General features: G+C 39.8%; 12 protein-coding genes and 1 riboswitch. Of the genes, 3 read left to right on the forward strand and 9 right to left on the reverse strand.

Features of this window, described 5'->3' with window-relative positions:
* Nucleotides 1–460: 460 nt before the first annotated feature.
* The gene (locus BN6559_RS09155) at nt 461–1,048 is read right to left on the reverse strand and encodes an ECF transporter S component (protein ID WP_110954431.1); all 588 of its coding nucleotides are present in this window, start codon (nt 1,046–1,048) and stop codon (nt 461–463) included.
* 115 nt (nt 1,049–1,163) lie between these two features.
* A riboswitch (FMN riboswitch) is annotated at nt 1,164–1,290 on the reverse strand.
* A gap of 610 nt (nt 1,291–1,900) precedes the next feature.
* Between BN6559_RS09155 and BN6559_RS09160 the strand changes: the two genes are divergently transcribed.
* The 3 genes from BN6559_RS09160 (at nt 1,901) to BN6559_RS09170 (ending at nt 6,483) form a co-directional block, all read left to right on the forward strand.
* Nucleotides 1,901–2,413, forward strand: a complete 513-nt coding sequence (locus BN6559_RS09160; protein WP_110954432.1) for a MarR family winged helix-turn-helix transcriptional regulator — start codon at nt 1,901–1,903, stop codon at nt 2,411–2,413.
* An 89-nt stretch (nt 2,414–2,502) separates the two neighbouring features.
* On the forward strand, nt 2,503–3,930 hold the full coding sequence (locus BN6559_RS09165) for a DHA2 family efflux MFS transporter permease subunit (protein WP_407656772.1): 1,428 nt from the start codon (nt 2,503–2,505) through the stop codon (nt 3,928–3,930).
* A 453-nt stretch (nt 3,931–4,383) separates the two neighbouring features.
* Nucleotides 4,384–6,483, forward strand: coding sequence for a diguanylate cyclase (locus tag BN6559_RS09170; RefSeq protein ID WP_110954434.1), 2,100 nt, complete (start codon nt 4,384–4,386; stop codon nt 6,481–6,483).
* A 181-nt stretch (nt 6,484–6,664) separates the two neighbouring features.
* Here the strand turns inward: BN6559_RS09170 and malQ are convergent, their stop codons facing one another.
* The 8 genes from malQ to BN6559_RS09210 form a co-directional block, all read right to left on the reverse strand.
* Nucleotides 6,665–10,114: a 4-alpha-glucanotransferase gene (gene malQ / locus BN6559_RS09175; protein ID WP_110954435.1), complete on the reverse strand. Its 3,450-nt coding sequence runs from the start codon at nt 10,112–10,114 to the stop codon at nt 6,665–6,667.
* Between the two features lie 42 nt (nt 10,115–10,156).
* On the reverse strand, nt 10,157–11,596 hold the full coding sequence (gene glgA / locus BN6559_RS09180) for a glycogen synthase GlgA (RefSeq protein ID WP_110954436.1): 1,440 nt from the start codon (nt 11,594–11,596) through the stop codon (nt 10,157–10,159).
* 3 nt (nt 11,597–11,599) lie between these two features.
* On the reverse strand, nt 11,600–13,519 hold the full coding sequence (gene glgB / locus BN6559_RS09185; protein ID WP_110954437.1) for a 1,4-alpha-glucan branching protein GlgB: 1,920 nt from the start codon (nt 13,517–13,519) through the stop codon (nt 11,600–11,602).
* 76 nt (nt 13,520–13,595) lie between these two features.
* Complete coding sequence (locus tag BN6559_RS09190; protein WP_110954438.1) at nt 13,596–16,019, reverse strand: glycogen/starch/alpha-glucan phosphorylase; 2,424 nt, start codon at nt 16,017–16,019, stop codon at nt 13,596–13,598.
* A gap of 89 nt (nt 16,020–16,108) precedes the next feature.
* A complete protein-coding gene (glgD, locus tag BN6559_RS09195) occupies nt 16,109–17,215 on the reverse strand; it encodes a glucose-1-phosphate adenylyltransferase subunit GlgD (RefSeq protein WP_110954439.1) in 1,107 nt (368 codons plus the stop codon).
* A 36-nt stretch (nt 17,216–17,251) separates the two neighbouring features.
* A complete protein-coding gene (locus tag BN6559_RS09200) occupies nt 17,252–18,412 on the reverse strand; it encodes a glucose-1-phosphate adenylyltransferase (RefSeq protein WP_110954440.1) in 1,161 nt (386 codons plus the stop codon).
* Between the two features lie 246 nt (nt 18,413–18,658).
* A complete protein-coding gene (locus tag BN6559_RS09205; protein ID WP_199883886.1) occupies nt 18,659–19,714 on the reverse strand; it encodes a M48 family metallopeptidase in 1,056 nt (351 codons plus the stop codon).
* Between the two features lie 122 nt (nt 19,715–19,836).
* The gene (locus BN6559_RS09210; RefSeq protein WP_199883887.1) at nt 19,837–20,469 is read right to left on the reverse strand and encodes a CYTH domain-containing protein; all 633 of its coding nucleotides are present in this window, start codon (nt 20,467–20,469) and stop codon (nt 19,837–19,839) included.
* Nucleotides 20,470–20,570: the final 101 nt, after the last annotated feature.

Consider the following 20,570-nt stretch of genomic DNA (forward strand, 5'->3'; position numbering starts at 1 on the left):
CCTCCTTTATTTTTCCTTAAAAAAGTAGTACTCCCCAAATTCACAAAACATAACTGGAAATAATCATATCATATTTCGTCATTTATTGTCAAAATATTGTATACATTATACACACGACCCATAAATCAGTATAATTATAAAGTAATATATTAACTTGTTTAACTGACCATTGTAAAAAACAAAGTCTTTCATTTTCTAATAAAATCTCTATAATATAAGCCTTCAAGTTGCTTGAAAACTACATATCAAGCAACTTTCCACTCATTTTTAAGCACAAACACAATACTTATATTTATGCAAAGCAGCGGAATAAAAATTCTCTATTCCGCTGCTTTACGACTATTATTTTCATGAACATTGATGGTTTAAAAGGCAAAATTCAAGAACCGAATCCTGCAATACTAGAAATTCATTCATCATCTGCTATCATCAACCGCTCCATTCAGGACTAAAGTCCAACTCATCGTTCACACAAGACATGAAATAGTTTTCTATAAATCATCAAAGTCAAAAGAGACATTACAATACCTTTTATCATGTTAAACGGCGCAATTCCTAATGCAATAAAAGTTTTCAAATCAACGATCTGCGGATTTGCAATTGTTCCCATATAGATAATTTGGTCTAAAGGAAAATTTAGTACGGCTTGATATATGGGCAGCAAAATAAAATAATTCATCAAAGATGCTAAAAACATCATCGAAAAAGTCCCTGCAACAAGTGCAATCACGGCACCCCTTTGGCTATGATAACGCTGATATAAATAACCAGCCGGCAAAACAAATGCTACACCAACCAGAAAATTTGCGACCTCCCCAATTCCCATAGTTTGCGTATTCGCGGCATGCAGCACATTTTTTATCAGTTCAATGATCACCCCCGCCATCGGTCCGAACGCAAAAGCCCCAATAATCGCTGGCAGTTCACTCGCATCTAATTTCAAAAAAACAGGCATCATTGGCAAAGGAACTTCAAAAAACATTAAAATCACAGCAATTGCCGATAAAATTCCAAGCTTCGTAATATATTGTGTCTTGGCAGAAACCATTTTTCATTCCTCCTATGAATATTCTTACCTTAAAAATAAAAAAACTCCCGAAATCTCTTCGGGAATCTATTGACTAAAAATGCAATACATATACAAATGACTCATATATGTATTGCTTTCTCTTCTTACATCCAGACTATACTGTCGGCCTTGGAATCACACCAAGTCTGCCTTGCGGCTCGTGGGCTTGCAGAACGCTGCTTACCACCGGTCGGGAATTGAACCCTGCCCTGAAGATATTTCAATTTATTTAGTTTTTATTAAAGAATACAATTAACAAACGTTAAATTCAACTTCATTGTAACAAAAAGTCTCCGGCTCTGCAACTAAGCGACAGAGGCTTAAGTCTGCCATTTTCCATCTACAGGACACTAAACCTGTCTCTGTTGTCCATTTTAAACTGTAAAAAGCATTAATTTTTATTAAAAATTAAATTCCAATTTAAGCGGTAAGGACTGACACAAAAATCACTCGCCATTGACCATTCCACTAGTTTTCATACACACCCTAGGCATAAAAGAGAAGGAGATGCGAAATGCTTTAAAAAAATTTTTATCAAGTTCTCCTATAAATAGGACTGTTAAGCAGCATACAGACGCCAATACTTTTTGTCACGCCTGCCGTCAGCAAGTGGACCTACACAACTGCGTCACAAATCGGTACATTTTCACTGCATCTTTTACACGAGGATAACAGGATATGGGGGTATCATAGCAGGATTGCGAGAAATGGCAGCAGAATTGACAAACAACCGAATTTTCTACCTATTGACAAAACAAGCTCCATCGTCATATAATTAGCCTGCTAATTATATGACGATGGATAGATAAAACTTGATGAAAGGTGGACTGTATGGATTTTGATTTAATCGACCTGCCGGCACGCAAAAAGCTGCAGGAATTATCGACAGACTTTCCCGAATTAGATGTATCCGCTGTAGAATCCAACCTTAAATTTTTGCGAACTGCCTATGAAATGCACCACTTTACGTATGATATGCTGGAAAAATTCGGCCTGTCCAAAGGCAAATTTACCATATTAATCATCATGTATTCAGAGGATAAAGAAAATGGCTTAAACCCATCCGTCCTCGCACAAAAAGCCGGCGTCAGCCGTGCTACCGTAACAGGCCTGCTGACCAGACTGGAACGCGATGGCATCGTGGAACGAAAAAACGACCTGCAGGATAAACGCATGACGTACGTAAAACTAAGCCAAAAAGGTATAAAAATGCTGGATAAGATCCTGCCTTTACATTTTATGCATACGGCTAAATTGATGCGTGGTTTAACTGAGCATGATCGTATGCAATTGGATACATTATTACAAAAAATCAGAAATGGTATTGCCGCTGCCAGCAAATAAGTGCAGCGGCAATTTTCCACGCACATAATTAGTCGGCTAATTATTTTTACATATATAATAGAAAAGGAGTTAAACACATGAAACCAGAAATGCATGCATCCGAATGCAAAGAAACGCATGAATTTAAAGTTCTGCCGATCATGACTGCACTTCTCATTAGTGGCTTCATTGGCATGTTCAGTGAAACGGCATTAAATATTGCAATCAATGATTTAATGCATCTTTTTGACATTACCCCGGCAACCATACAATGGCTGACAACCATTTACTTATTAACACTTGGCATTTTAGTTCCCGTTTCAGGCTTCCTAATTAAATGGTTTACAACAAGACAACTGTTCATCACATCCCTTTGCTTTTCAATCCTCGGCTTTTTTATGGCGGCACTTGCCCCCAGCTTTTCTATTTTATTAATTTCACGTATTTTGCAGGCGATCGGAAGCGGACTGTTGCTCCCACTTATCTTTAATACCGTTTTGATTATTTTTCCACCCCAAAAAAGAGGTACCGCCATGGGCATCGTTGGCCTGGTTATTTTATCTGCGCCAGCAATCGGACCTACCTTGGCCGGCCTGTTGACTGAACATCTCAGTTGGCATTGGATCTTTTGGTGCTCACTGCCCCTTTTACTTGTTTCCCTGCTTTTTGGCATCAAATATATGCAGAATCTATCGACCATTACAAGACCGCCCATCGATTTACTCTCCATAGGATTATCCACGCTCGGCTTTGGCAGCATCGTCTTCGGCTTTAGCAATGCCGGAGATGTCAGGGGCTTAAATACACCTGAAGTATACATTTCCCTTGGCTTAGGAACTATATCGCTTGTCATGTTTACCGTCCGGCAGTTATCGTTAGATCAACCAATTCTCAATCTGCGCGCTTTTATGTACCCCATGTTTTCTCTTGGTGTCTTTCTGGTGATGATTGTTATGATGATCATCCTGGCTTCGGTCATTATTTTACCGATCTACCTACAAGGCGGTCTTGGCATATCCATGTCTCTTGCCGGTCTTATCATGCTACCGGGCGGTCTGATCAATGGAATTATGTCTCAGGTATCCGGGCGGCTGTTTGATCGAACAGGTCCCAAACTTCTTGTTCTGATCGGTTTTTTCATTACAACGCTCGTCATGTGGCTTTTCTCCACGCTGACGCAGTCTTCAACAATTTTTTTGGTTATTCTGCTGCATTCAGGGCTGATGCTTGGTACAGCAATGATTATGACCTCCGTACAGACGAATGCACTCAATCAGCTGCCACGTCCACTGTACCCGGATGGAACCGCCATTATGACTACCCTGCAGCAAATCGCCGGTGCCATCGGTACCGCACTTGCGATGTGCTTTCTATCCGTGGGACAGAAGAACTATTTAGCTACTGCAGCCAACGTTTCTGACCCGGTCATTATCGCAAAAAGCCTGATTGCCGGATCACAAACCGCTTTTTTATTCGTCCTCGCTATTACGATTATTGGTGTACTCTTTGCCTTGTTGCTTAAACGCGTCAAACTATAAGTTTTATCCGTGGGCTTTTGCACAACCGAAAACTTTCAAGACACTCCACTGCAATCGTATTTGGCAAAAAGCATATACCCTCTATTATAAGAATACTGCTATATGACAAGAAGCGTACCCCGTCCCCTGACAAAACGCTTACGAAGATGCTATATATCCTTTCATTCTTTATAAAGCAAAGGTGAAGACGCGTCCCTTCGACCTCCAAAGCGCACTATGTTGGTTGGTCACATTATCAATAATCTTTCAACGATAATTATTGTAAATGATTGATACTTCATTTCCCTGTGAAATATGTTAAAATTTATTACATGCACATTTATATGAATTCAGATAGCTTCTCAATGCAGACATTGAGAAAATGTTGATTTTTTGTGCAAAATCGGATGGATTCGATAGCAAACGAATGATCCCGTAATAAAATTATGGATAAGCGCAAAGGAAGATGATGAAGTGATCCAAAGTTGGTTTAGTTCTTTACAAACAAGATTGTTGGTTTGCATTATGATCATGAGTGTGCTGCTGCTGCTTTTCTCAGTGCCGATTGTTTGGGAGGCTTCAAGAAACAATGAACGAGCACAATATATATCGACAATTAATTCGTGCAGTAAACCGTTTTTTGCTGCTGTGGAAGCACTGAGTTTTGAGAGAGGTCGAACCTATATTATTTTATCTAATGATTGGATGGATATGAAGACTCATCTTGCAATTATAAAAGAACGGCGTATGCAGGCAGGGCAGAATATGGAGGTGGGTTTGGCACGATTGCGTGAAGTAGATCCTGTTCTGACGGAACAACTGCAGCTGGCGTATACGAATTTTCTGTCATTACGCGACAGAGCAGATCAGCAGGCTGTGTTGCCGCCTGCCTTACGAGATCCTGATTTTCCCAAAGAGTGGTTTGTGCAATCAACTGTTTTTATTTCTGAACTCATCAATGCTCTAGAAATAATTGGGCATAGAAATCATGCACCGGATTTATTTTATTTTAATTATCATTTCCAGTTGGATTGCATTTATTTCAGAGTATTTGCCGGAGAGAACGGCAGCCTTCTGATCGCTGCGGCAAGTCAGGGAAAAACGATTCCAAATGAACAATATCAATCGTTTATTGAATCCCGGGGCAAGGTCGATTACCTGTGGTCGCATATTGACAGACAGTTAGAGGTTTCACATAATTCGATACTGCGGCAAAAAAAAGAAAAGGTATTTCACGAATACTATGGTATCTATAGGCCTTATCAGAATGAGTTTGCGCATCAGGTGGTACAAAAACCGGTAGCAGAAGAAAAGGTGAAGCAGCTTGTAGAAATATCTGCACCTGCAATGGATGCGATTTTTGATCTGGTATCAGCAGCCGATCTTGAGAATTGTGACTATATCAATGAAATCAAGGCGAAAGCCGCGGCAGAGTTGAGATGGGCGTATGAGGCTGTTTTCCTGATGGTCGTGGGTATTGTTTTTATTTATGGATATTTTATGAGTTCCCTATTTCGTCCGTTGCAGCGGATTATAGCTGTAATACAAAGCATTGCCCAAGGACATGCAGATGCTGATTTGCATCTGGATAAGCAGCGGAAGGATGAAATTGGCTGGCTGGCACGCGGTGTTTTGGTTCTGCAGTCGAAAATGAAGAAAGAGCAGGAGCTCAATCTGAAAAATGAAGTTTTAGCAAATACCGATAGTTTGACCGGCATCTATAACCGGCATATGTTTAAACGGGAAATAAAGGCTATTTTGGCACGAGCAGACCTCTGTAGTGAACCAATTTCTATGGCAGCACTGGATCTTGATAATTTTAAAAAAGTCAACGATTCATGGGGCCATGCAGTTGGCGATCAGGTTTTAAAGCGTATGGTGCGGACTGTGGAAGCCCACATCTGTAAAGAAGATTATTTTTTCCGGTTCGGCGGAGAGGAGTTTATCATCTTGATGCCGGGAGTTGCGCTTGCTGCAGCTGCAGACGCAGCTGAAAATCTGAGAATCGTGCTGGCACAAGTTGCGTATCCGGAAGCTGGTCAGGTCACAGTCAGTATAGGAATCGCTGAAAGACGGCGGGAGGAATGTTTTCAACTTTTTTATAAACGGGCAGATGAAAATTTATATCGTGCAAAAAAATATGGGCGAAACCGTGTAGTGGGATCAGTCGACGCCGTGCGGCAAGTGATTTGGAGATCGGAATGGGAGAGCGGTCATCCGGAGATTGATCATCAACACCGGGAATTGTTCGAAAAAACAAAAGAACTGGTTGAATTGACAGAGCTTTTTCCTTCGGAACAGGCGCATACCTTGGTGAAAATAGATGCGATTCTGGAGAAAATTAAAGAACACTTTGATGCGGAGATGCAGGTGCTGCGGCAGTTTGGCTATCCGCATGTGCATGAGCATCAGACAATGCATGAAGATTTATTATTAAAAGCGGCAGAATTGCATGAGAAATGCTTAAAGAATGAGAGCGGTGCCTCAGCGTTCATTTTATTCATTTTTGATGATATTATTTTAGAGCATACCGTAAAAGAGGATATACTTTTCTTTCCTTATACAAAAAAATAACGTTAAAAACCTATAATATAAATACATTCTCCATCTACCTAACTTTACAAATAAAGTTAAGTTATTTATGAATTGTATTAATTATAGGTTTTTATAAATTTCTTTATCTTACAATACACAGGACTAAAGCACTGTGTATTGTAAGATAATTTTTATATTCGTATTTTTGACTACAAATTTTTTATCTTTTATACAGTTTACAAAAATCAGACAATTTATTGGCAAGGTCTTGGCTGAGTACGTTAGGCAATGCCGCCCATTTCCAATTATCATGACCGACTGTTCCCGGTAGATTCATCCGTGCTTCACTGCCTAAAGTGAGTAAATCCTGCATTGGGATAATCACTGCGGAGGCGTTGCTGGCGTAAGCATAGCGGATCAATTCCCAGCAGGCTTCCATGACATCGATATTATTGACTTGCAATACTTCGCCAACGGCTTCTAATTCTGCATCAGACAAATCTTCCTGATACCATCCGACCGTTGTATTGTTATCATGTGTCCCGGTATAAACAACACAATTTTCTTCACAGCTAAATGTGGTTTTTCTATTTTCATCGGACAAAAGTTCAAAGTGCAACACCTTCATCCCAGAATACGCGAATTGTTCTTTTAAATCCCTAACTTCATCTGTAATAACCCCTAAATCTTCGGCAATTAATGGCAATTTATCAAAATAGGTCTCCAGCGTTTTAAAAAATGCTTCACCCGGACCTTCCACCCATTTTCCTTCTATTGCAGTTTCAGCCTTACCATCAACTTCCCAATACGCTGCAAAACCACGAAAATGATCCACGCGAATTACATCTACCAGTTTTAACAACGTTGAAAATCGATTCCGCCACCACGCATACGCATCTTCTTTCATGTGATTCCATGCATAATGTGGATTTCCCCAAAGCTGTCCTGTCTCACTAAAATAGTCTGGCGGTACACCGGCAACTTTCGCCGCCCTGCCTTGCGCATCTAAACAAAACAAGTTTTGATTCGACCAGACATCTGCACTGTCATGGGCGATAAAAATTGGCATATCGCCGATGATTTTTACGCCTCTTATATTGGCATACTGTTTCAGTTCCTTCCATTGCTTGAAAAATAAATACTGCAAAAATTTTTGATAGGCAATTTCTTCTGCAAGAAGTTTTTGATATTTTACAACAGCCGCTTCCTGATGTTTCGCAATTTCTGCCGGCCACGCATCCCAGCTCATCTCACCAAAATGTTTTTTTAGTGCCATGAACAAAGCATACGATTCCAGCCAATAGGATTGCTTTTCACAAAAATCTTTATACCCATGTCCAGGTGAGTGCTGACTAAAATTTTTATATGCCAGCCGTAAGCATTTTTCCTTAAACGCCCAGGTTTGCTCAAAATCAACTTTATCAGAAGCTACGTTGTACGGCACTTTTACATCTTTAGGAGCAAGCAAAAAATCCGTTACGATTTTTCCTAGACAGATCAGCATCGGATTGCCGGCGAAGGCGGAAAGTGACTGATAAGGAGAGAAGCCATATCCAACCGGGTTTAGGGGAAGAATCTGCCAATACTTTTGTTGTCCTTGCTGCAGAAAATTGACAAATTCATAAGCACTCCTGCCTAAATCGCCAATTCCATATTTAGATGGCAATGATGTCAAATGCAAGAGCACCCCCGCACCCCGATCAAGTTTTACTTCTTTTACCTGTTTATATAAAATGGCTTGCAAAGGAGCCAGCTCAAGTTCTATTTTCCCCTGCCGGACTTGCATAGGCTTTCCATCTTCCAGCATGCTCGTGAGCATTCCGTGACAAATCCCTCGAACAGGTATCATAACCTTATGTGTTTCAATTTTACTGCGATTGAAAACGATAAGAAAAGTCTCATCTTCTGCATCTTGCCCAAACACATCTTTTCCTCCGACAATCTGCCGCACATATCCATAGATATCGTCCTGGGCAATGATCGGAATCCATGTACCTGTTCTTAACGCTTGGTAAGAATTTCTTAGCGCAATGATTTTTTTATACCAGTCTTGCAGGGCCCGATCTTCTTTCCCCCAAATGTAAGCACCGCGATTATATGGATCTTTATATCCCTGCATGCCGGCTTCGTCACCATAATATATGGATGGCATTCCCGGGAAAGTCATCTGCCATAGCGAGACAAGCTTTAGTCTTTCCAATGCCAGCTGGTATTGCACTTCATTCAATCGATATTGCGACTGTGCAATCGCTGGCATTTCTCCACCGTTGGGCGCTTCGCCAAGCAAGGTAAGAATTCTTTCCACATCATGACTGCCAACTAGATTCATCATCGCATAAAAATTTTCCTTCGGATAATTTTCATACAAGCTCATGACGGCACGATTTGTAGCTTCACCGCTTCTATCGCCAAATATATACTGCAATATAATCTGCCGCAGGGGATAATTCATCGCCGCATCCATTTCTCGTCCGCATAGATACTGCCGATTTACATCGTAACTGATTTTATTTGATGCGTCTTCCCACACTTCACCAATGATGACGGCATCCGGGTCCATACCCTTCAGCGTTTTATAAAACGGTTTAGAAAATTCCGGCGGCAATTCATCAATGACATCAAGCCGCCAGCCGCTAATGCCTTTTTTAAGCCAATATTTCAGCACACTGTCTTCCTGATAAATCATAAAATCAAGATATGACTTCGTTGTTTCTTTCACATTTGGCAGTGTATCAAACCCCCACCAACTTTTATAGACCTCTGGATGGTTGATAAAATCATACCATTCGTAATACGGAGAATCTTTGGATTGATATGCCCCTATGCTGTCATAATGCCCTTCACGATTAAAATATTTACTGTCACTGCCTGTATGACTGAACACACCATCGAGAATTATGCGAATGTCCAATTCCTTTGCCTTTGCACACAGCAATGCAACATCTTCATTTGTGCCAAGCATCGGATCGACTTTATGATAATCGCCGGTATCATAACGATGATTGCTCTGCGCCTCAAAAATCGGATTCAAATAAATTACGCTGATTCCGAGTTCTTTTAAATACGGTAATTTTTTTATAATTCCCGTTAATGTCCCCCCGAAAAAATCATAGGCGATGATTTCTTTGGTATCGGGATCTTTAAAATAGGAAGGTGTATTGTCCCAACTGGAGTGAATCACCGCATCTTTTTTGCTGCTGAGAACAGTTGCATCCTCCCGATGAAAACGATCTGGAAAGATCTGATACATGACAGCATTCTTAAGCCATGCAGGTGTTTTTGCACCGCGTTGATAAACAGTAATTTGAAAAGACGGTGGGGGCGACGTGTAAAGCGCACCTTCACCCCCAAGTTGGTCAGGATTATTCCCATAAAATACGATCTGCTCACGCTCCGTAGTAATCAAAAAGTAATACCATATGAGACAGCCATGTTCCGGCATTGTGATCACTGCAGTGTATTTTATGCGATCTTGGTCTGCGTCTTTTTGCTCCATTTTCAGCAAAGTTTCTCCTTTCGTGTCCTGCCACAACCTGAGCGAGACAGAAGAAACCGGATACTGCTGATCGATATCAATGCTTAACGCCACCTGACTGCCCGCAGGAACCGCCCCAAACGGACTGCGAAAATTTTCGCAATGAGAATGATGTAAGATTTTACTTGCAGGCATTTTATCACCCTTTTATATCAAATTAGAAAAAGCCTTGCACCCCTACTTCGTTTTTAAGTCGCTATAAAGTTTTTTATATTGCTTAGCCGACTGCTTCCAGCTATAATCACTCGACATGGCATTATGTATAATCTTTTCCCATATAGAAGAATCTGCGTAATAACCTAATGCACGTTTCACTGTAAACAACAAATCATGCGCATTATAATTTGCAAACGTAAATCCGTTTCCAACATTCTCATATTTATTATACGAGCGTACCGTATCTTTCAAGCCACCTGTTTCACGCACAATTGGAATTGCTCCATAATGTAATGCAATTAGCTGACCAATTCCACACGGTTCATATTGAGATGGCATTAAAAAGATATCCGACGCTGCATAAACTCGATGCGCCAAATCATTGCTGAATATAATATTTGCCGATACCTTCGTAGGATAGCGCCAAGCAAGCGTTTTAAACAGCTCCTCATATTGTTTATCTCCAGTTCCTAAAACAACAAGTTGTATATCCTCATTTTGCATTAATTCATCAATGATATGTGCAACCAAATCCAATCCCTTTTCTGCCACAAGCCGCGAAACAATCGCCAGCATCGGACTGTCCCGCCGTATCGGCAGCCCCAGCTCTTGCTGCAGTCTGACCTTATTCTCTGCTTTTTTCTCTACCGATTCTGCATCATACTTAACATAAATCTTGGCATCTGTTTTGGGGTTATAAAGCTTGTCATCAATTCCATTGACGATTCCCTGCAATGTATGACTGCGCGCCTGCAGCAAGTGCTCCAGCCTTTCACCAAAATATGCATATTGTATCTCCTTGGCATAGGTCTCACTTACCGTTGAGATATAGTCTGAATATACAATTCCACTCTTCATAAAATTCACACAACCATCAAATTCCAAACCGCCGTCATGATAATATTTCCAATCAAGTCCAAGTACGTCATCCATGATTTCTTTCCCAAAAATGCCTTGGTATTTTAAATTATGTATAGTATAAAGCGTACGAATTTTTGCATACAATTCCTGTTGTGCATATTCTGCTTTTAAAAGGATACTAATCAATCCACAGTGCCAGTCATTGCAATGGATCACATCGGGTATAAAATCAATTTTAGGCAGCATTTCTATTACTGCACGGCAAAAAAATGAAAAACGTTCTGCATCGTCTTCATAACCATACAAACGATCTCGTTTGAAATATTGTTCATTGTCAACAAAATAAGTTTTGATGCCATTATGCTCTAAATAGGAAATTCCGCAATATTGCTGACGCCATGCAACATTGACAGTCTGGCTGAAAAGATGCTGCATCTGACTTTTATCAGAATCCGGAATACCGCTGTATTTAGGAATAACGACTCTTACATCAACGCCCTGCTTTTTCAGGGCCTTAGGCAGCGAACCGGCGACATCTGCCAATCCACCTGTTTTAATAAACGGAACAGCTTCTGCAGCTACAAAGAGAACTTTTAGCATCGTTTACTTCACCTTCCCTTTCTTTACTTGTATTTTATTTTTTAATTTTAAATAAATCGTCGCGAGTGGTGGCATCGTAATTCGAATTGACTGCGGTTTACCATGCCACGGCAAATGTTCTGGAACAAAATCTCCCTCATTGATCACATTGGATCCGCCAAAGCTCTCACAATCACTATTAAAAACTTCTATGTATGTGCCATCAACAGGTACACCAACCCGATAATCACGCTGAACAGTCGGTGTAAAATTACATAAAACAAGCACAAACTCCTTGGGATCTTCGCCTTTACGAATAAAAGAAATCACGCTGTTTTGATGATCGTTGCAATCGATCCATTCAAACCCCTGCCACGCACAATCAATTTGCCAAAAAGCTGCTTGTGCAAGATACAATTGATTTGCTGACTTTACATAATGATGCAAATTACGATGCATTGGATATGCAAGCAGATGCCAATCTAAGCTATCATCATATTTCCACTCGATGAACTGTCCAAATTCTCCGCCCATGAAGAACAACTTCTTGCCCGGATGGGCGAGCCAATATCCATAAAACGCTCTTAAATTTGCGAACTTCTGCCAATAGTCTCCGGGCATTTTACTAAGCAGCGAACATTTACCATGTACAACCTCATCATGTGATAATGGCAGAACAAAATTCTCTGAAAATGCATACATAAACGAAAAAGTTACGAGATTATGATGATACTGCCGAAAAATAGGATCCATGCTCATATACCGAAACATATCGTTCATCCATCCCATATTCCATTTGAAATTGAAGCCCATTCCGCCCATATACACAGGTTTTGAAATCATTGGCCATGCAGTCGATTCCTCTGCAATCATCAAAGCCGTCGGATAATATTGAAATACCGCTTGATTTAATTTACGCAAAAAATCCATCGCCTCTAAATTGCCATTACCACCATGTTGATTTGGCTCCCATTCATTCTCTTTACGCCCATAGTTTAAATACAACATATTTGCTACAGCATCGATTCTAAGTCCATCAATATGATACATTTCAAACCAAAACAACGCATTTGAAATCAAAAAACTTTGTACTTCCATGCGGCCATAATCAAAATTGGTCGTACCCCACGCATAGTTTTCCGCCCGTTTTGGATCATCGGATTCATAAAGCGGTGTACCGTCAAAAAGTCTTAGTCCCTGTTCGTCTCGGCAAAAATGCCCCGGTACCCAATCTAAAATAACGCCAATCCCATTCTCATGACACAAATTAACCAAATACATAAAATCGACCGGCTGACCATAACGACTCGTTACAGCATAATATCCAGTTGTCTGATACCCCCATGAACCGTCAAAAGGATACTCACAAAGCGGCATCAATTCAATATGGGTATAATGCATCTCTTTTACATATGCAATAAGTGCATCTGCCGTTTGACGATAGGTTAAAAATTCCCCTTCCGCATTACGCCGCCATGAACCAATATGAACTTCATACGTAAGCATCGGCCTTTCATACACTGTATGCTTCGTTTTTTCTTCGCACCAAGCTTGGTCTGACCATACAAACTTGTCTAAATCGTAAACAATAGATGCAGTTTTAGGTCTACGCTCCGCATAAAATCCATACGGATCTGCTTTGAAAGACGTCTGCCCCGCAGAAGTAATCGCATATTTATAGATTTCACCTTCGTTTAGCGCAGGAATAAAGACACTCCAAACTTGGGTATCAGCCGTTCTTTTCATTTTATGTACATCTTGCTGCCAACGATTAAAATCACCCACCACACTTACTGCTTCTGCATTCGGTGCCCACACACAAAACCGTACGCCTTTTTGTCCATCTTCCACTACAATATGTGCACCAAACATTTGATAACTGCGATAGTTCGTTCCTTGATGATATAAATATAAATCATAATCGCTCAACATTGATACTTCCACAATAAACCTCCTATCAAAGTATATGCATACCTTGTACCATGAATGTTATAAAATCTGTTTGTGCTAGGCGAGACACTTAAGGAACAATAATCGGTTTTATCTTCCAAATTTCTTTTGCATACTCTTCAATTGTCCGATCACTTGAAAATATCCCAGAGTGCGCAATATTCTTAACACTTGAGGTTAACCATGCTTGTTCATTTTTGTATTTTTCATCAATCTTTACCTGCGCATCGGCATACGCAGCGAAATCTTTCAAAACAAAAAACTCATCGTTATCGTACAATAGATGATCATATAACGGTCTAAATTCTTCTCTATCTTCCGGAAAAAATCCATTGACTAATTGTTCTAAAACAGTCTTTATTCGAATATCACTATTGTAGACATCCCATGCAGAATATGTACGATCTTTGTAATGTGCCAGTACCTCTTCCGCCTTTAATCCAAAGATTACGCAGTTTTCATCACCCACAGCATTGCGTATTTCCACATTTGCACCATCTAAAGTACCGAGTGTAATCGCACCATTCATCATAAATTTCATATTTCCCGTGCCAGAAGCTTCCTTGCTTGCAGTTGAAATCTGTTCGCTGACATTCGCGGCAGGAAATACCAGTTCACCAAGAGACACACTGTAATTTTCTAAAAATACAACTTTTAAGCGATCTTGCATTGTTTTATCCTGATTGATAAATTCAGCTACTGTATTAATGAGTTTTATTGTAATTTTTGCGATACGATAACCAGGCGCCGCTTTCCCAGCGAAAATAAAGGTACGCGGTACGATATTTAAATTTGGATTCGCTTTCAAGTGGTTATAGAGATACATTACATGCAAAATATTTAGAATCTGCCGCTTATAAGAATGAATTCGTTTAATTTGTACATCAAAAATAGATGCCGGGTTCACAAGAATATGATTTTTTTCTTTTATATACTTCGCTAAAATTTCTTTACGCCGCATCTTAATTTTTCTAAATTCGTCTTTAAAACTCTTGTCTTGTGCAAATTTTAGTAATTCAATTAAATTCTCGGGATCTTTTTGCCACTGTGTTGAAATAGACTGATTGATCAAGTTTGTAAGCTCTGGATTGGCTTTCATTAACCAACGTCTATGTGTAATTCCATTCGTTTTATTATTAAACTTACCCGGGTAATATTGATGAAATGGTGCCATGGAATGATTTTTTAAAATGTTGGAATGGATCTCAGCAACCCCATTTACACTATAACTGCCAACCACAGCAAGCCTGGCCATATGAACTTGCCCATCCCAAAGAATCGCCAATTCACCAACTTTATGATCATCGTGATAGCACGCCCAAATTTTTGCTCGCAATCGCCGATTTATTTCCTCAATAATCATATAAATACGCGGCAGATGATCTTTAAACATATCAATTGGCCACTTTTCTAAAGCTTCCGGCATAATTGTGTGGTTTGTATAAGCAATCGTATGTGTCGTAATCCTCCATGCCTGCTCCCAGCCCAATCCCTCTTCATCCATCAGTACGCGCATAAGTTCAGGCACTGCAATCGCCGGATGCGTATCATTAATATGAATGGCAACTTTATTAGGCAAATCAGTTAAACGTGCTCCCAATTTTTTATAATGCCGGACAATACTCTGTACCCCCGCCGATACAAAGAAATACTCCTGTGTTAAACGCAGTAACCGGCCCTCATAGGTACTATCCTCAGGATATAAAATTTTTGTAATCCTCTGTACCGCATGTTTATACCGCATTCTTTCCTTATATGCATCATAACTCAGTGCCAAAGAGTCAACATCCCGTGTAAACTCTGCATTCCATAGACGAAGCGTATTGACGGTATTGTTCTTGTAGCCAACAATCGGCACATCATACGGAACCGCGTTTACACTTACATAATCTTCATGAATACACTTTAACTTTCCATTTACTTCAGCCATATACGCGTTCCCGCCAAATTTGACTTCTACGGCTTTATCGGCCTTTCTGAACTCCCATACAAAACCATCCTTAAGCCAATTATCCGGTAATTCTACCTGATAGTTATGAATAATTTTTTGTTCAAACAATCCGTATTTATAACGGATTCCACAACCGTGTCCCGGCAGTCCCAATGCCGCAATCGAATCGATGAAGCAAGCTGCCAATCGGCCAAGGCCCCCATTTCCAAGCCCTGCATCGGGTTCTTCCTTTAAAACAGCCTCTATATCAATGCCCAAATCAGCTAAGGCCTCTGTACAAAAAGCCTTAATGTCAGAATTAATCAAATTGCATTCCAGTAGCTTTCCTAATAAAAACTCAATGGAAAAATAATAGACCTGTTTGACTTGATGATCTCTGTAAGTTTTATTGGTTTTAATCCAGTTCTCACTAATATGTTCGCGAATAATTCCGGCGAAAGACTGATAAATCTCATTTTCCGATAAATCTTCTAATTCTTTCCCCCACATCGCATGAACTTTATGAATAAATCTGCTTTTAAATTTTTCTTTATCTGTAAACAAATTCAGACCTCCTTCAAACTTTACCGTTGCGCACCTTATGAAACAGCTATGATCGTCTAAGTATTTTCCATTAGAGTATAAAACCTTTTTTAAATCACAACACCTTTTTCAACGATTAAAGGATAATTCGGCGCTCCTTTCAACCACTTCCCTTTTGTAATCACTACATTTTTATCACAAATCACATTTTCTACAGAGGCCTCGTCTTCCAATTCACATTTTTGCATAATAATACTGTTTTTCACATGTACCCCTTTACCGATACGTACACCCCTAAACAAAATACTGTTTTCCACGGTCCCTTCAACAATACATCCATTTGCCACCATTGATTTTGATACAACTGCACTCTGTTTATATTTTACAGGCGCCTCGTCTTTGATCTTTGTATAAATTAAACCACCATCCAAGAATAGCTCCTGCCAATTTTTCGATTCCAGCAGTTCCATACTCGCCTGATAATAACTAGAAATCGAAGTTACCCTAGCCACATAGCCCTGATGTTGATAACCATAAATCGTATATTGATCCATATGTTTCATGATACCGTCAATAAAAAAGTCTGTTCCGCCCCTAGCATAAGTTTTGCGAATCATGTCCATAAACAGATTTTTTTCCATTAAGAAAATCCCCATAAAAACTTTTGCCTGTGGTTTCGTTGCCGGCATGATGGCAAGATCCGTTAAAAGGCCGTTATCGGCAGTCTCTAAAACAGCACCACTTGATAAGTCATTCTTTTCTCTCATATGGTAAACCATCGTAATGTCTGCACCTGTGTTTTGATGAAAACGCAGAACCTTTTCATAATTCATATTGTAAATAACATGGCTGCCGGTAATTAATATATACTGTTGTGCACTGTGTTCAATATAGTCCAAATGATAATGAAAACTTTGCACATCGCCATTTCTCAAATCGTTTTTACTTTCTGCCGGAGGTAAATAACATAACCCATCCTGCTTGCGTGCCAGATCCCAATCCTTGCCCGAACGTAAATGATCCATAATCGAACGAGATTTTTTTGGCAACAAAATACCTACATTCTGAATTTTTGAATTTACCATGCTGGATAAGGAAAAATCAATCAGTCTATACCTGCCGGCAAAAGGAATTGCGGCAATTGGACGATCACTCGTGATTTCTTGTATTAAACTTTCATTCTCTTGAAGATTTATCATTCCCATTACTGTTTTCAACGTATATTACCCTCCCGATAAAATCTAAATCATCCTTCAAACGACTTGTTTCCCTGTTGCGGTCTGTGCTGCAACCACTTCACCTTCAGGTACCACAGTAATCGTATCATTTTCTATTCCCAATTTGGCTTCTGCGCAAATTTCACAATTCTGCCCAACTACAGCCCGATTTACATACGCATTCGCACCAACTGTCGTAAATGGCATAATTACTGAATTTTCCACTTTTGCACCTTTTTCAATTTTTACCCCAGAAAAAATCACTGAATTTTCTACTTCCCCAAAGATCATCGCCCCTTCACTAATGAGAGACCCGCTTATTTTTGCATCTTGATCTACAAAATGCGGCGGCATAGAAGGATTCACGGCAAAAATCCGCCAATCGGGATCATATAAATCAAGCGCAGGTTTATCCCGCAGCAAATCCATATTGGCTTCCCATAAACTACGAATCGTTCCTACGTCTTTCCAATACCCTTCAAATGCGTAAGCAAACATTTTTGCATCTGCATGCAGCATTTTAGGAATGATATTTTTGCCGAAATCATGGTTAGACAAACTATCTTTTGCATCCTCTTCTAAATATGACTTTAAGAAAGCCAAATTAAATACATAAATCCCCATAGAGGCAAGATTGCTCATCGGATTCGCTGGTTTTTCCTGAAACTCTGTAATTCGTCCGTTTGCCGCGGTATTCATGATGCCAAAACGAGAAGCCTCTTCCCATGGAACTTCAATTACCCCAATCGTTGCCTCTGCCTTCTTCATCTTGTGGTATTCAATCATCCAAGAATAATCCATCGTATAAATATGGTCACCAGACAAAATAAGTACATATTCTGGATCCATCATCCCGATAAAATCTAAATTTTGATAAATTGCGTCTGCCGTTCCTTTATACCATTCAGCACCTTTTTCCCTTGCATAAGGGGGTAAAATAAACACGCCTCCATCTTTTCGATCTAAGTCCCAAGCCCCCCCATTCCCAATATAGTTATGTAAAGCTAATGGCTGATACTGCGTTAAAATTCCTACAGTATGAATCCCCGAATTACGGCAATTACTCAACGGAAAATCAATAATGCGATATTTTCCTCCAAAAGGAACAGCCGGTTTTGCTATTTTTTTTGTAAGAGCGCCCAATCTACTGCCTTGTCCGCCAGCTAATATCATTGCTAAGCATTCTGTTCTTCTCATACAAATACCCCCTGCTATTGTTTTTGTATCAACTGCACATATCACAATTGCTGTAATCGTTCATTGAAAGAAGTCTTTTTCATTACAAGCAATACTATGACCTATATGTTGTAACAAATTCACATAATCAAATATATATGCTTATACAGAATGAAATATTACCTGTTCCCTCGATCAATTTTAATTTTTGAATATTCTGTTTTTTGATTGTACGCCTATATTTATATATAAAAAAACAAGGCTAGCCTATGCCGCCTTGTTTTTCACCTGCCATTTTTTTAATGCATCTAAATATTCCCTTGTTAAGTCTTCTAACGTTACACCACAAGCAGCGGCGTCTTCTGGCGTAATGGTAATAATAATTTGATCATCATAGTAAATTGTAACATTTGTCCCATCACCATCCAAAATATATTTACTCGTAGAATACTCTGTTTTTTTCGTGATATTATATAATCTTCCCGCCACCAAATAAGCACGATATAAAGGGCCTGTATTTCCTATCGCTACCCTAAATTCCGGAAGAGACCAGTCTCCATCGACCACTTTAGCGGTCTTACCATTCTCGGTAGCGGTTTCAACAGCGGTAGGTCTTACGCCTTGCTCGCTCAAATATTTTTTCGCCAATTTTATTCTTTGTGCGGCCTCAGGATGATCAGAAAATAGATCATTTTTTTGCTTCGGATTTAATTCATATAACTTCGTTAATCCCATCAGCATTCCATATTGATTATAGCCCGCTTTGACAGACAACTCATATCCCAGTTTATCCGCTTCACGTTCATCTTTTCTGCTATAACCAGCTGTAATTGCATTGAGTGCAACCGCCTGAAGCTCCATACCTTTAGTGCCAAACGCAGCCCCCATAAGTAAAGTCATTCCCAAAGATTTTTCAAGCTGGCCCATAGAATGCCGCTTTACGACGTGTCCTACTTCATGACCGATAATACCTGCCAGCTCATCATCCGTTGGCATTAACTCTATTAACCCTTTAAAAACATAAACATAACCGCCCGGTGCCGCCATCGCGTTTACCTCATCGACATCCAACACCTTAAAACTATAAGGCAAATCTTTACGATCACTGACACTGACAATGCGTTTACCAATCCTATCAACGCGCTCTTGCAATTCAGGATCATCCAACAATTTATAGGTTTGCTCTATTTGCTTTGCTACGCCTTCGCCGATGGAAATTTCCTGTTTCGTACTAATGATTCCGGCATTTGCAATCGGCAATATCCATAACTGAACCAGACATAACGTAATAAATATACTTGTTATTTGCTTTATTTTCAACAACCACTGTCTTCCTCTCTTATATGTGATAACATTCCACAAAAAAACTTTTTTCCCCGCTAAACACACACAAGTTTTTACTCGCGCCCATCTTTCGAGGAAATACGTCCAAGATTCCTTTAAGGTTACAATTTCACTGATTGATTTTTAAGTTCTAAACCTCGTAAAAATTTACTTTTATCTGATCGTTTAACAGGAAATTGTGTCATAAAATAATCCCCCAATTTCAGTACCGCATCTTCGTGCCCAGCTTTTAACTCCAGCTCAATTTCCAAGATCGGTGCCGTATTTTTTCCTGCCATGATGCTGCCCCGATCCATTGCAATTTCAATTTCACTACCGTCTATATGTAAAATAACGACTTCACGAATAAACTCAGTTTGTACGATGGAGATGAGTTCTTTATTGCCAAGCTCACGCAGAATTGCCTGATCGACATCCGTTTGCAAGAACACACGAAGATCTGGACGCCCATCATCGACACAAAGATTCCATTCTGCACGTTTATGCAGTCCATTGCATACTGAACCGCCACCTTTGATCGTTGCTACCCATTGCGCACCCTCTTTACGCGTTCGATACGCCAGATGTTCTTTATGTAAAAAACCATCCTCCGTATCGAAATAGTTTGCTGCAAGAGAAATTTTTTCATAACCGCCCGCTCCAGGCATAGTTTTTATTTGATTCTTTAAAGACTCCCATGCAGCCTCTTCTGTTACTTGTAATTTCAATTCTATTTCCCTATTTTTTTTATTCACGAAACAAAATCCTCCAAAGATACGAAAGCAACTATATAAATTACTTTGCTGTAGTAATGCATCTAAGTGCGTGTTTCCGCTCTGATGCCTATCTGTCCACA

Origin of the sequence: Massilibacillus massiliensis, from assembly GCF_900086705.1 — a bacterium.
GTDB classification, from domain to species: Bacteria; Bacillota; Negativicutes; order FLKF01; family FLKF01; genus Massilibacillus; species Massilibacillus massiliensis.

Coding starts and splice junctions, on each gene's coding strand:
- malQ (WP_110954435.1), bottom strand. CDS start 10,114: ATGCCTGCAAGTAAAATCTTACATCATTCTCATTGCGAAAATTTTCGC.
- BN6559_RS09165 (WP_407656772.1), top strand. CDS start 2,503: ATGCATGCATCCGAATGCAAAGAAACGCATGAATTTAAAGTTCTGCCG.
- BN6559_RS09155 (WP_110954431.1), bottom strand. CDS start 1,048: ATGGTTTCTGCCAAGACACAATATATTACGAAGCTTGGAATTTTATCG.
- glgA (WP_110954436.1), bottom strand. CDS start 11,596: ATGCTAAAAGTTCTCTTTGTAGCTGCAGAAGCTGTTCCGTTTATTAAA.
- BN6559_RS09160 (WP_110954432.1), top strand. CDS start 1,901: ATGGATTTTGATTTAATCGACCTGCCGGCACGCAAAAAGCTGCAGGAA.
- BN6559_RS09200 (WP_110954440.1), bottom strand. CDS start 18,412: ATGAGAAGAACAGAATGCTTAGCAATGATATTAGCTGGCGGACAAGGC.